The sequence below is a fragment of the Nocardia sp. NPDC101769 genome, from assembly GCF_044766925.1.
Lineage (GTDB): Bacteria > Actinomycetota > Actinomycetes > Mycobacteriales > Mycobacteriaceae > Nocardia.
Map to the genome: position 1 here is coordinate 59,156 of NZ_JBIWMX010000022.1, position 13,347 is coordinate 72,502.

Sequence of the window (13,347 nt, forward strand, 5' to 3'; positions counted from 1 at the left end):
GGTCGCGGCAACCGTGGTCGATTGCTGCGCGAACTACCCAATACTGGACAATGGACGCCGTGAACGACGCCGCGAACCACACTGCCGAGCCAGTTCCCGGGCCGCGGCCCGCCCAGCCCAACGGTGACGCCGATCACTCGGAAGCCGGGATCGGCCAGCCGGATCGGCCAGCGGGCAACCGCCTCTACCCCCGGGTCACCAGCTTCCGCGCCCGCCGCGGCGCGGTATCCCCCGCGCGCCAGGACGCCTGGGATCGGGTGTGGCCGGTGATCGGCAAGGACATCTCCGACGAAAAGCTGGACGCCGACGCCTGGTTCGGGCGCTCGGCGCCGCTGATCATCGAGATCGGCTGTGGCACCGGCACCGCCACCGCGGCCATGGCGCAGGCCGAGCCGCAGTTCAATCTGATCGGCATCGAGGTTTACAAACCGGGCCTGGCCCAGCTGGTGCAGCGCGTCGAGCGCGAGGGCATCGACAACCTCCGGCTGCTGCGCGGCGATGCCGTGGATGTCCTGGAAAATATGATTGCTCCCGAATCGCTGACCGGGGTTCGCGTGTTCTTCCCGGACCCGTGGCCGAAGGCACGGCACCACAAGCGGCGGCTGTTGCAGCCGGAAACCTTCACACTCATCGCAAGTCGGCTGATTCCGGGTGGCGTGTTGCATGTGGCGACCGACCATGCGGACTACGCCGAGTGGATCGGCCTGTACGGAAATGCGGAACCCCAGCTCATCGGCATGAACGAGCCGACCGGAGGGGATCCCGAGGCCTACCGAAATAAAGCACCGATTGGTTTCGAACGCCCGATTACCAAGTTCGAAAGCAAAGGACTCCGCGCGGGTAGCGCCATCACCGAGTTCATCTGGGGGAAGATCGAATCATGAGCGTCAGTGAGATGGCCCACGGGGTGTCGGAAGTTGCCGGAATGATGCGCGGTGGCGATTCGACCGAATTATCGGGCACCACAGGGCTCCACGGCAATGCCGGGGTCGCCCTGGGCGGCACCGCCACCGATGTGCGCCGCGTCCTGCTGGTCTGGGATGCTCCGAACCTCGACATGGGCCTGGGCGCCATCCTCGGCGGACGCCCGACCGCCGCCTATCGCCCGCGCTTCGACGCGCTGGGCCGCTGGCTGCTGGCACGCACCGCGGAACTGTCGGTGGGTAGCACCACCCGGGTCGAACCCGAGGCCACGGTCTTCACCAATATCGCCCCCGGCACCGCCGATGTGGTGCGCCCCTGGGTCGAGGCGCTGCGCAATGTCGGCTATGCCGTCTTCGCCAAACCCAAGATCGACGAAGACTCCGATGTGGACAGCGACATGCTCTCCCACATCGAGCTGCGCCGGCGCGGCGCGGGTCTGGCCGGGATCATGGTGGCCTCCGCCGACGGGCAGGCGTTCCGCGCCCCGCTCGAGGAGATCGCCGGCTCCGGCGTGCCAGTTCAGGTGCTGGGTTTCCGCGAGCACGCGAGTTGGGCGGTCACGTCGGATATTCTCGAGTTCATCGACCTCGAGGACATACCGGGCGTGTTCCGTGAACCGCTGCCCCGGGTCAGCCTCGACTCGCTGCCCGACGAGGGTGCGTGGCTGCAGCCGTTCCGGCCGCTGTCGGCCCTGCTCACCTCCCGCCCCGCTCAAGGAGTCGCTTAGTGTTCACCCGCTGGGGCGACCTGGTCTACAAGCTGCGCTACACCGTTCTGGGTGTCGTCGTGGCCGCAATGCTCTCGCTCGGAGCCTTCGGATTCGGGCTGGAGGACCATCTCAGCTCCAGCGGATGGTTCGACCCGACCTCCCAGTCCTCTCAGGCCGCTGTCCTGAAGGACCAGGTGTACGGGCGCGATCACACCAGCGACGTGGTAGTGCTGTACACCGCCCCGGACGGCGGCACGATCGATGATCCCGCGTGGAATCAGAAGATCATCGACAACCTGAACAACCTGCCGGTGAAGTACCCGGAGATCAGTCAGGTCAACGGCTCACCCTGGAAGACCACCACCGGTCAGCAGCTGGCGCAGGCCGCCAGCCAGGACCGCAAGCACGCCTTCGCCTCCATCGCCATCAAGGGCGACAACGACACCGACATGGTGCGGAACTACCGGAAGGTGAAGGACGCCTTCTATATTCCGGACGTCAAGGTCGAGGTTGCGGGTCTGCAGCCGGTCGCCGGCACCTTGCAGGACACCATGGCCAGCGACCAGCGGCGTATGGAGGTGCTCGCGCTTCCGGCCGTCGCGATCCTGCTGTTCTTCATCTTCGGCGGTGTCGTCGCCGCCGCGCTGCCGCTGATCATTGGTGGTCTGACCATCATTGCGGCCAATGGCATGATCATGGCGCTGACCAAATTCACCGAGGTGAATTCCTTTGTCGGCGGCGTGGTTACGATGATCGGCCTCGGTCTGGCGATCGACTACGGCCTGTTCATCGTTAGTCGCTTCCGAGAGGAACTGGCCGAGGGCTACGACACCAAGGCCGCGGTCCGGCGCTCGATCATGACTGCCGGCCGCACGGTCACCTTCTCCGCGACCATGATCATCGGCGCGGCCGCGGGCATGCTGCTCTTCCCGCAGGGCTTCCTGAAATCGGTCGCCTACGGCACGATCGCGGCCGTAGCTCTGGCGGCGACGTCGGCGCTGACCGTGCTGCCCGCTCTGCTCAGTATCCTGGGCCCGCGCGTGGATGCCCTGGGGCTCAAGTGGTTCCGGAGGAACAAGACCGCCGACGAGATCGAGCACGGCTTCTGGGGCCGGCTCACCGCGTGGGTGATGAAGCACCCGCTCAAGGTTGCGATTCCACTCACCATCGGCCTACTGCTGCTCATCATCCCGGTGAAGAACCTGCAGTTCGGCGGGATCAGCGAAACCTATCTGCCCCCGGACAACCCGACCCGGCTCGCGCAGCAGCACTTCGACGAGACCTTCCCGCTGCGCAAGGCTGATCCGGTCCAGCTGACCATCATCACCGACAATCCGAAGTCCATCGGCACCATCCTCAACGAGGCAAATCAGGCCAGGGGGCTCCAGCCCAAAACCACCTTCCAGCTCCCGCAGACGCCGCCGAACGGCTCCAATGTGTGGACGACCTCGCGGCCGGTGGAGAAGGGCGCGGACATCAAGGACACCATCGAGGACCTGCGGTCCATGGATGTCCCCGACGATGCCCAGGTCATGGTGACCGGCACCCCGGTCATGATGCAGGACAGCATCGACACCCTGGTCGATCGCATGCCGCTGATGATCGTTCTCGTGGTCTTCGTGACCGGCCTGCTGATGTTCCTCACCTTCGGCTCGGTGGTGCTGCCCATCAAGGCCGCGCTCATGAGCGCGCTCGGGCTCGGCTCCACACTCGGCATTCTGACCTGGATCTTCATCGACGGTCACGGCTCCGGACTGCTGAACTTCACGCCACAGCCGATCATGTCGCCGGTCCTGGTACTGATCATCTCGGTCATTTACGGCCTATCCGTGGACTACGAGGTATTCCTCTTGTCCCGCATGGTCGAAGCGCGCGCCCAAGGTGCGAGCACGACCGAGGCAGTGCGCGCAGGAACCGCACAAACGGGACGCCTCATCACCGCCGCCGCCCTCATCCTGCTGGTGGTCACGGGCGCGTTCGCGTTCTCAGACCTGGTGATGATGCAGTACATCGCCTACGGCATGGTGGCGGCGCTGTTCATCGATGCGACCGTGCTGCGCATGCTGTTGGTTCCGGCCACCATGAAGCTGCTCGGCGACGACTGCTGGTGGGCACCCAAGTGGATGAAGAAGATCCAGCAGAAGATCGGCCTGGGCGAACCCATCCTCGACGATGAGCGACCCGGCGGCGGCGAGGTGGTCGACCTGGTGAAGACCACCCCGATCACCGACCCGGTCACCATGCAGATCCCGATCCTGTCCGACGGCACGGCCGCCCCGGCGCGGGCGCGCAAGCCGCGCCCGGCGCGCACCGTCGACGCGGACAGCGAGGCCCCGACCCAGCGCATCGACAAGGTCGAGCGAGCCGAGCCCGTCCAGCCCGCCCAGCACACCGAGTCCCCGCAGCTCCCGGAGCCCACGCCGCCCGCCGACAGCGCCGCGGCCGCCCCGGCCCCGGAGACCGAGCGCCGCGCGCCCGGATTCCCGTCCGCCGCCATGCGTCCCGGCCGCGGCGTCACCCCGTCGACCACAGCGGCGCCGGCCTTCGCCAAGCCCGTCGGCATCGGTGAGCCGGCCCCCGAGCCGCCCGCGCCGCCGGTCAGCGAAATCGGTACCGCCACACCGGCGGAAGTCACCCCGCCGATCGCCCCCCGGCGCATCAGCACGGCCGCAGAGGACGCGCCGACCACCGATCTCGGTTCCGGCCGCACCGGTCTGGGCGCCAACCCCACCGGTCCGGGCGCGGCCCGCGGCCCGATGGCCCCGCACCCCATCGGCGACTTCGCCTCTCCGGCACGGGGATCCACGAATGCCGGTGGCGGGCTGCCGCAGCGTGCGCCCGAGCCGGTCGCCGACAGCGCGGCCCGCGGTCAGGACGGGGGCCTCGCGGCTCCGCCGCCCCCCGTGGCCCCGCCAGTCGCTCCGGTGAACCCGATGCCGTCGATCTCTCAGCCGGGAGCGCCCGCCGCGCCCGCGGATTCACAGCCGCCCGCACCGGTGGTCGGTTCGGAACGAGTGCTGCCGCCCTCGACGCCGAAGATCCCGCCGCATCCGGCCACCCGGGCGCAGCTGTACCAGCCGCACCCGCCGGAGCCGGACCAGAGCGCGCCCACCGAACAGCTCGCGGAAACCGCTGCCGAGGAACAGCATCCGACCCACCACGCCGCGCAGGATGCGCCGCAGGACGGCCCCGGCCGCAGCAGCATCGAGCAGTGGATGTCGGATCTGCGCTCCTCACGGCGTCGCCCGCCCGCCGAGAACCCGGACGAGGACGCCAAGCATCGGGGCAGCGACGGACACACGGTGAGCGTCAACGAACTGCTCCGCCGCCAGAACCACGACTGATATCCGGACATCAGCAGGGCCCGGCCGAATCATCGGCCGGGCCTTCGTGTTTCGCGCTCTACACGGACCTTTCCGCGCTGTGCGGAGCGCGCGCCGGAGTCCATATCGCCGAACGCCCGTGCGCAGCGGGTCCCCACCACGAGCAGCAGGACACCCGCTGCTCACATGAGTAGAAACACCCGCGCGGCGGGCCATTACCGCCCGATTCGATGCGGGCCACCCGGATCGATGCGAGCGGCCCCGGCTCCGGGTCAGGCGCGGCGGGCGGGGGCCCCGGCGCGGGCGATGGTGGCGCGGATCTCGGCGGTGATCAGGTCCGGGGCCTCGAGCATGGGTACGTGGCCCAGGCCGGGCAGGGGACGCACCTCGACGGCGGATGTGGAGGTCAGCGGGGCGTAGACGTGGGGCGGGAGCACGCGGTCACGCTCGGGCAGCAGGATGGTGGTCGGCACGTCCAGTTCGCTCAGCCGGGTGAAACCCGTTGGGAGATCCGGATCTTCGGCCAGGTCGTCGGCGATGGCGCATTCGGTGATGGCCGCGGTCATGGCCTTGGCCAGCGGATTCGGCACCATGGCGGGACGATCGGCGAGCAGCGGGAGCAGCAGGCTGCGCAGCAGCGAGGGCATGCTCGGCTGGCGGTCGGGCCCCAGGCCGATGAGCGGGCCGAAGGCCCGGAACTTGCGCAGCAGCGAGTCGGCGGCGGCAGGCGTGCGCCACAGGCCCGCGGGGGCGATGGCGGTGCAGGATCGGGCGCGGCCGCGGGCGGCGAGTTCCAGCGCGATCCAGCCGCCCAGCGAATTGCCCGCGATATGTGCGGTGTCCCAACCGGATTCGTCGAGCAGGCGTTCGCAGTGGTCGGCCAGGGCGGACACGGTGGCGGGCCGGCCGGCCTCGGGTCCGCCCCAGTGGCCCGGGAGGGTGGGGGCGAGCACGGCATGACCGGCGGACAACTCGTCGAGCACCGCTCCCCAGGACTGCCAGGTGAGCAGGACACCGTGCAGCAGGAGCAGCGGCTCGCCGCTGCCGGATCGATGCACTGCCTCCGGGGCCGGGACGCCATCCACCATGTGCGTGACCCTACCGCCCGGATCCGCCTGCCGCCGCGCCCGATTCCGCGACGCCGGGGCCTCGGGCCGACGGTCACGCCCCGTTGAGGAGCCGCTTCCAGTTGGTGCCGAACGGGTGCTTGGCGGTGACGGAGCTGAACCGCAGCGTGCCGTGCACGACCAGGTGCAGCGGCCCGATGGGCGGGCCGGTGCGCACCTTGGTGTTGGCGCTGGAGCCGATCAGGTCGATGCCGCTGAGGTCCACGGTGGCCTCGGCCGGCACGATCAACTCGATCGAACTGCAGGTGTCGTTCACGTGGATCTCCACCACCTGGGTGGACATGACGGCCTGGGTGAAGTCCAGGCGCACGCTGCCCAGCATGCTGTGGATCGCCAGCGCCGGCGGCACGTGCCAGGCGCCCTTACGCTCCACGCTCGACAGCCGTCCGCGAATCACATTGGAGGGCGCGGCCGGTGGCATCCGGTGCGCGGTCGCGTACCGGGGCGGCGGCTGCACGAAGTGCTGCCCGGCGCTGGCGGGCTGCCCGACCAGCCGGACGCCCGGCAGATCGATCAGCACCGCATTGAGTTCGCCGCGGGTCTTGGCCGCGAGCGCGGTGTCCATGCGCTCGGTGAATTCCCCCAGCGACAGCATGCCCAGCCCGACCGCGCGCTGCAGCAGCCGGCCGACATGTTCGCGTTCGACATCAGATACCCGTAGATCCCGGTCGCCGATCACGGCGTTGCCGGTCACGATCGCGGAAACCGCTTCAGGACCTCCCATGCTTCGAGGCTAACCAGCGCGGGGCCGCCACCGCATCAGGGCAATCCCTGAAACCGCCCCCTACTCGAGGCCCTGTTGGCGATCCGATTACTCGAATCCCTTCCCAACGATCTACTCGAGGCCCTGCTCGATGGCGTAGCGGGTCAGCTCGACGCGATTGCCGAGCTGCAGCTTGCGCAGCGTGGACTGCACGTGGTTCTCCACGGTGCGGTGACTGAGCCCGAGCCGGGTGGCGATCTGCTTGGCGGACAAGCCCTTCGCCACCATGCGCAGCACCTCGGTCTCGCGGTCGGTGAGGGCGGGGCGGTGTGGCTCGTCGCGTTCGGCGGGAGTGCTGGCGATCCGGCGGAACTCACCCAGCACCAGACCGGCCAGACCCGGGGTGAAAACGGCCTGTCCCGCCGCGGTGGCGCGGACGGCGTCCAGCAGTTCGGTGGCCGAGGCGCTCTTGACCAGGTAACCGGTGGCGCCGGCCTTGATGGCGTCGAGCACGTCGTCGCGTTCGGCGGAGGCCGACAGCACGAGAACCCGGGTGCGCGGGGAGACCCGCAGCACCTCGGCGGTGGCGTCGGCGCCGTTGCCGTCGGGGAGCTGCATGTCCATGAGCACGACCGCCGGTTGCACGGCGCTCGCACGGGCCCCGGCGGCGCGCACGCCGTCGGCGGTGGCGACCACGTCGAATCCGGCCTCGGCCAGGTCGCGGGCGACCCCGTCCCGCCAGATGGGGTGGTCGTCCACCACCATCACCGTGATTCCGGCATCCGAGTCGGTCATGTCCACCTCCGATCCCATTGTGGCCGTTCGAGGGTGCTCGGTGTCACCGATCGAGGGCCCTCAGTGCCGCGGCTCCAGAGGCACGCGGAACTCCCATTCCGCGCCCTCACCGTCCGCGGGCGCCGGCTCGAACAGCAGCTGCGCCGTGCCGCCCAGGGCGGCGATGCGTCCGACGATGGAACGCGAAACACCCATGCGCCCTTGCCCTTCGGCCTCGGCGAGCCGGCCCGGCGGAATGCCGGGGCCGTCGTCGCGCACGCTCACGACGAGCTCGTCGCCGATATCCTCCAGCAGCACATACGCTTTCGCGCCCGGACCGGCGTGCTGGACCACATTGGCGAGGGCCGCGGCCACGGCGGCGGCGACCTCGCGGGCCGACCGGTGGCCCAGCCGCACCGGATGGCCCGGGGTGGACACCAAGACGGACGGGGTGGCCTGGGCGGTGAGCAGCGGCCGCAGATCCTCCTCCGCGCCCCCGGCGTCGGTGCGATCGCCCTGTTCGGAGATGAGCACCCGCAGCGCCACCTCCTGCTCGCCCGCGCGCTGCGCCAGTTCGGCTGTCAGGCCGCCGATTTCATTGCCCCGGCGCTTGATATAACTGAGTACCTGCAGGACTCCGTCGTGCACCTCGCGGGCCAGGCGTTCGCGTTCCCGGGCTGCGGCGGTGAGCCGGACGGCGCGCTGCAACTGCGCGTGTGCGCGGTGGGCGGTATCGGAGGCCAGGCCCAGCGCGAGACCCACCGAGATCAGAACGGGCAGCGTCGCATCGCGCCACACGTCGAAGTCCCATTGCGCCCGCGCGGTGATGACGGCGGCGGAGATGAGCAGACCCGAGCAGACACCGCCGAACGGTCCCCACAGAATCGCCGCGGAGACAACGGCATTGGCGGCCCAGAGCGTGGTGGGCAGGGTCTGATGGTGGTGATACCAGTCGTACGGCGCGACCAGCCGGGTAGCGAAGATCAGGGCGATGACCACCACATGGTCGCCGACCACCACGGCCCTGCGCACCCGGGGCTCGTGCCGGATCCGCCACTGCGACAACAGCACCGCCGAGATCCCCGACCACACCGCCATCACGGCGATCAGCGCCCAGCTCAGCCGCTGATTGCCGTAGTACGACACCGAGGCGATCTGCTGGCCCACCGCGTACAGCAGGGTGACCAGCCGGAACGCCTGCACCGCCCGCCACAGCGGCGCGGTGGCCGCCCAGACCGGATCGGGCTCCTCGGTCCCCCGCGTCACCGTCAGTCCCCGGCGTCCCCACTGCCGCCCGCGGGCTTCGGGTGCGTCTGGTGGTCGTCCTCGGCCACGGGTACCGGCACCTTGTAGCGGTCCGGGTCGGGGGTGTCGGGTTCGGCACTGAACATGGGTTTGCTCGGGTCGCCGGTGTGCAGGTCCTGGTAGAGCTCGTCGGGCGAATCGGCCAGCAGCGAGCGCAGGGCGGTGTTGAGCACCGCCACGAAGGGCACCGCGAGCAGACCGCCCGCCAGACCCGCCAGCACCACGCCCGCCGCGATGGCGAGCACCACGGCCAGCGGATGGATACGGACCGCGCGCCCCATCAGCAGCGGTTGCAGCACATGGCCTTCCAGCTGCATGACCGCCACCGTGATGCCCAGCACGATGAGCGCGGTGACGATGCCCTTGGTCATGAGCGCGATGAAGACCGCCACCGAACCGGCGATGAACGAACCCACGATCGGGATGAACGCGCCGATGAAGACCAGCGAGGCCAGCGGAAGCGCCAGCGGCACATTGAGAATGGCCAGGCCCGCGCCGATACCGATGGCGTCCACCGCCGCCACCATGACGGTGGCCCGGACGAAGCCGGTCAGCGTGCCGAAGCCCAGTCGCCCGGCCTGACGCACCTTGGCCCGGTGCCGGGTCGGGACGATGCGGGTCACGAACTCCCAGATCTGGTCGCCGCCATAGAGGAAGAAGATGAGGATGAACAGGGTCAGGAACGTGCCGGTGAAGAATTCACCGATGACCGTGGCGGTGGTGAGCGCCCCGTTGGTCAGCGCGTCCTTGTTCGACTCGACGGTTTTGACGATGGTGTCGCCCGCATTGCGGATCTGGTCGTTGCTCAGATGCAGCGGACCGTTGATCAGCCAGTCCTGCACCTGGTGCACGGAGGTCTTGAACTCGTCCGACAGCTGCGGCACACCCGAGACGAACTGCTCGACGACGAAGGTCATGATTCCGGCGAGCAGACCGAGCGCCCCCACCAGCGCCACGAACACCCCGATCGCCCGCGGCACCCCGAACCGCTGCATCCAATTGACCAGCGGCGCCATCAGGGCCGCACCCAGCAGCGCGATGGAAATCGGAATGGTGACCGTCGAGAGCCGCCGCGCCAGGTAGGCCACCGCGAGCACCGCCGCGAAGATGATCAGCAGCCGCCAGCACCACTCGGCGGTCTGCCGCACGATGGGGTGCACGGCCTCCGTGTCGCGCCGACGTACCCCGCCGGACTCGCCGGATCTGCTGGACCCTGCCTGCACCTCGCTCACGAGGCCGAGCCTAACGGCCGAAACCTCCGCGGGCATGTACCGGCGATCTAAACGCTAGATTGGTGATCGTGTCAGCGCCCTTGGAAGCGGTCAAACAGACCATGCATACCCGCTGGCCGCTGTACTTGGCTTCGATGCTGGCGGCCAACGCCTTCGGCGCTGTCCTGGTGTGGGCCTTCATTCAATACGGGCTGCCGGTTCCGGAGGGCGGGACCAGTGCGACCCGGCAGACCGGGCTGCTGATCCCGGGCCTGGTCTTCGTGATCGGCGGGTTCCTGAGCGTGACCGCGTCGGCGCTCATGCTGCGGCCGGTCATGCGGTGGCAGATGCGCGGCGGGCCGCCGTCGCGGCAGGAGCAGATGGCGGCGCTGCACGCCCCGCTGCGGCAGGCCATCGTGCATCTTGTGCTGTGGCTGATCGGCGGTGGCGTGCTGGCCTCGGTCATCATCGTGCGCACCCCGGAGCTGGCCGCGGCGGTGATCGTCACCGAATGTATGGCCGCCACCATCGTTTTCGGCTTCACCTACATGCTGGGCGAGCGGATCCTGCGGCCGGTCGCGGCCGAGGCGCTGACCACGGGGGCGTTCGACCACACCCTGACCGCGGGCGTCGGCACCCGGATGGCGATGACCTGGGGCATGGGCACCTTCGCGCCGACGATTGCCATCGTGCTGCTGTGCGTCACCCAGATTTCTTCTCGCGTCCAGTTTTCCGCGCAGTCGCTGGCGGTGTCGATTCTGCTGTTGTGCGGTGTGGTGATCATGCAGGCGCTGGCGCTTTCCATGCTCACCGGCTCTTCCATTTCCGATCCGATTCGCCAGCTCAGCCAGGCCATCGACCGCGTGCAGGAGGGTGCGCGGGATGTCCGGGTGGAAGTTTTCGACGGTTCGGAAATCGGGCTGCTACAGGTTGGCTTCAACCGAATGATGGGTGAGGCCGCCAAACGCCGGGAACTGCAGGAATTGTTCGGTCAGCATGTCGGTGAGGACGTGGCGCGCCGGGCGCTCGAGTACGGTACGGAACTCGGTGGTGAAACCCGATTCGTGGCGGTGTTGTTCGTGGATATGGTCGGTTCCACCGCGACCGCGGCGGAACGCCCGCCGACCGAAGTGGTCAGTCTGCTCAACGAGTTCTTCCGCGTGGTGGTGGATGTCATCGACCGCAACCACGGGCTCATCAACAAATTCATGGGCGATGCCGCGCTGGCCATCTTCGGCGCTCCGCTGGACCGCCCCGACGCGCCGACCGCGGCGCTCGCCGCGGCCCGTGAGCTGCGTGAAGCCCTGCGCGAGGTGGCCGGGCTGGATATCGGAATCGGTGTCTCCGCGGGGCTGGCGGTGGCCGGGAATATCGGCGGCGCAAATCGTTTCGAATACACCGTGATCGGTGATCCGGTGAACGAGGCGTCGCGGCTGACCGAACTCGCCAAGGACCGCCCGGAACGCGTCCTGACCTCGTCGAGCGCACTGTTCTTCGCCGATGAGAACGAGCAGCGGCATTGGCAGACCGGCGAAGAGGTGCAACTGCGCGGGCGCCGCCGGAAAACCCGGTTGGCCTGGCCGAGGGAAAGCACCGACCCGGCTGAAGCAGACGAGGCGGCGGCGAGTTCGTTAGGCTGACGGCGTGACGGCCCATGGTGAGCTGGCCGGCGATCCTGCGCCGCCCGCGGATGACTCGCACCGTGGCAGGTTCTGGTGGGCCAAATGGGTTCTCGGCGCCGCGCTGGCGGCGTTGCTGATTTCCGAAGGCATATATCTATATCCGCGCCTGCACGAATCCTGGAAGAACCTCACCGAAATCCACTGGGGATGGGTCGCCGCCTGCATCGTCATGGCGGCGTTTTCCATGAGTGGCTTCGGTCGCATCCAGAAACAGCTGCTGCACGCCGGCGGCGTCGAGGTGAGCCAGCGGAAATCGGTGTCGGTGGTGTACGGCTCCACCGGTATGTCGCTGACGCTGCCCGCGGGCCAGGTGTTCTCGGCCGCCTTCACCTACCGGCAGACCCGGCGGTGGGGCGCCAGCCCGATCGTGGCGTCATGGCAGCTGGTGATGTCGGGCGTGATCGCGGCGGCCGGGCTGACGCTGCTGGGCCTGTTCGGCGCGGTGCTGTCCGGGGACCGGGTCGGCCCCGGCAAGGTGATTCTGACGCTGAGCACCGTCGCCCTGCTGATCTGGACCTTCAACTACGTCTCCCGCCACCCCGGCGGGGTGCAGGCGCTGGCGCAGCGAATCCTGCACCTGGTCAATCGGATTCGGCGCAAGCCTGCCGACGCCGGTATGGAGAAGGTGGCCGAGATCCTGACCCAGCTGGAGTCGGTGGATCTGGGCAAACGGGACGGCGCGTGGGTGGCGGTGTGGGCGCTCGTGCACCGGCTCGCCGATGTGGCCTGCCTGGGTTTCGCCTGCTACGCGGTGGGCGCGGATCCGCACTGGGCCGGGCTCATGCTGGCCTTCGCGGCCGGAAAGGCCGTGGGCACCATTCCTTTGGCGCCGGGCGGCATCGTCTACGTGGACGCCACCCTCATCTACTCGTTGACCGCGGCGGCCGGGCTGCCGGCCGCGCAGGCCGTGGCGGCGGCGTTCCTCTACCGACTGATCAGCTTCATCCTGGTTGCGATCGTCGGCTGGATCGTCTTCCTCTTCCTGTACCGCAAGCCGCAGGCCGATGACGCCGAGCTCGAGAAGGAATTCGAGGAGCGCGGCAATTCGCTGGTCACCGACCGGCGCCGGCCCAATCCGCCGGCCGATCCGGACACGGCGTCGGCCTGACCCATCCCGTCCGGCGTGACCGGCCAGAGTGGAGTGTCCCTGCACAGGCGCTCCCGGGACGCCCGATACCCTGTGCCGCGTGAAGAAACTCGTGCCATTCGTCGTCGATGTCGCCCTCGTGGTCGTGTTCTGTGCGATCGGGCGGCGCAGTCACGACGAAGCGATCGGCGCGGGGCTGCTGCGCACCGTCTGGCCGTTCGGTACGGGGTTGCTGCTGGGCTGGGTGATCGCGCTGGCGCTGGCGGCGGGCCGGGAAGGCGTGAGCGCGGTACGACGTTTCGACGGCCGCGCGGTGTGGCCGACCGGCGTGATCGTGTGGCTGAGCACCCTGGTCGGCGGCATGCTGCTACGTGCCGTATCCGATCAGGGCCTCGCCGTCAGCTTCTTCCTGGTGGCCGCGACCTTCCTGGCCCTGTTCCTGATCGGCTGGCGCGCCGCCGTGCAGGTGCTGCGCTCTCGTTGACGTTGCAGGTACTGCACT

The 13,347-nt window shown here is 68.9% G+C and carries 11 protein-coding genes; 6 read left to right on the top strand and 5 right to left on the bottom strand.

Annotation, left to right across the window (positions count from 1 at the left end; genetic code table 11):
* Nucleotides 1-50: 50 nt before the first annotated feature.
* From trmB to ACIRRA_RS29410, 3 genes are read left to right on the top strand one after another with little or no spacing between them, the layout of a single operon-like run.
* Nucleotides 51-884 carry a tRNA (guanosine(46)-N7)-methyltransferase TrmB gene (trmB, locus tag ACIRRA_RS29400; RefSeq protein ID WP_402774658.1) on the top strand — a complete coding sequence of 278 codons (834 nt, stop codon included), beginning with the start codon at nt 51-53 and terminating at the stop codon, nt 882-884.
* A complete protein-coding gene (locus ACIRRA_RS29405) occupies nt 881-1,651 on the top strand; it encodes an NYN domain-containing protein (RefSeq protein WP_402774661.1) in 771 nt (256 codons plus the stop codon). Before trmB ends, ACIRRA_RS29405 begins: the two co-directional genes overlap by 4 nt.
* Complete coding sequence (locus ACIRRA_RS29410; protein WP_402774664.1) at nt 1,651-4,977, top strand: MMPL family transporter; 3,327 nt, start codon at nt 1,651-1,653, stop codon at nt 4,975-4,977. The genes ACIRRA_RS29405 and ACIRRA_RS29410 overlap by 1 nt, the downstream gene beginning before the upstream one ends.
* 251 nt (nt 4,978-5,228) lie before the next feature.
* Here ACIRRA_RS29410 and ACIRRA_RS29415 read toward each other — a convergent pair whose 3' ends face one another.
* The 5 genes from ACIRRA_RS29415 to ACIRRA_RS29435 form a co-directional block, all read right to left on the bottom strand.
* Entirely contained in the window at nt 5,229-6,044 is an 816-nt protein-coding gene (locus tag ACIRRA_RS29415) for an alpha/beta fold hydrolase (RefSeq protein ID WP_402774667.1), read from the bottom strand.
* A gap of 73 nt (nt 6,045-6,117) precedes the next feature.
* Nucleotides 6,118-6,759, bottom strand: a complete 642-nt coding sequence (locus ACIRRA_RS29420; RefSeq protein WP_402774871.1) for a DUF1707 domain-containing protein — start codon at nt 6,757-6,759, stop codon at nt 6,118-6,120.
* Between the two features lie 159 nt (nt 6,760-6,918).
* Nucleotides 6,919-7,581, bottom strand: a complete 663-nt coding sequence (locus tag ACIRRA_RS29425; protein ID WP_402774669.1) for a response regulator — start codon at nt 7,579-7,581, stop codon at nt 6,919-6,921.
* Nucleotides 7,582-7,641: 60 nt separating this feature from the next.
* Nucleotides 7,642-8,832, bottom strand: a complete 1,191-nt coding sequence (gene macS, locus ACIRRA_RS29430) for a MacS family sensor histidine kinase (protein WP_402774874.1) — start codon at nt 8,830-8,832, stop codon at nt 7,642-7,644.
* Complete coding sequence (locus ACIRRA_RS29435) at nt 8,829-10,025, bottom strand: AI-2E family transporter (RefSeq protein ID WP_402774877.1); 1,197 nt, start codon at nt 10,023-10,025, stop codon at nt 8,829-8,831. The genes macS and ACIRRA_RS29435 overlap by 4 nt, the downstream gene beginning before the upstream one ends.
* A 173-nt stretch (nt 10,026-10,198) precedes the next feature.
* Here ACIRRA_RS29435 and ACIRRA_RS29440 point away from each other — a divergent pair, with 173 nt between their 5' ends.
* The 3 genes from ACIRRA_RS29440 to ACIRRA_RS29450 all read left to right on the top strand — a co-directional run bounded on the left by ACIRRA_RS29440 (nt 10,199) and on the right by ACIRRA_RS29450 (nt 13,329).
* Complete coding sequence (locus tag ACIRRA_RS29440) at nt 10,199-11,716, top strand: adenylate/guanylate cyclase domain-containing protein (RefSeq protein ID WP_402774880.1); 1,518 nt, start codon at nt 10,199-10,201, stop codon at nt 11,714-11,716.
* A 4-nt stretch (nt 11,717-11,720) separates the two neighbouring features.
* Nucleotides 11,721-12,866 carry a YbhN family protein gene (locus tag ACIRRA_RS29445; protein WP_402774672.1) on the top strand — a complete coding sequence of 382 codons (1,146 nt, stop codon included), beginning with the start codon at nt 11,721-11,723 and terminating at the stop codon, nt 12,864-12,866.
* Between the two features lie 79 nt (nt 12,867-12,945).
* A complete protein-coding gene (locus tag ACIRRA_RS29450) occupies nt 12,946-13,329 on the top strand; it encodes a DUF3054 domain-containing protein (protein ID WP_402774675.1) in 384 nt (127 codons plus the stop codon).
* Nucleotides 13,330-13,347 lie beyond the last annotated feature (18 nt).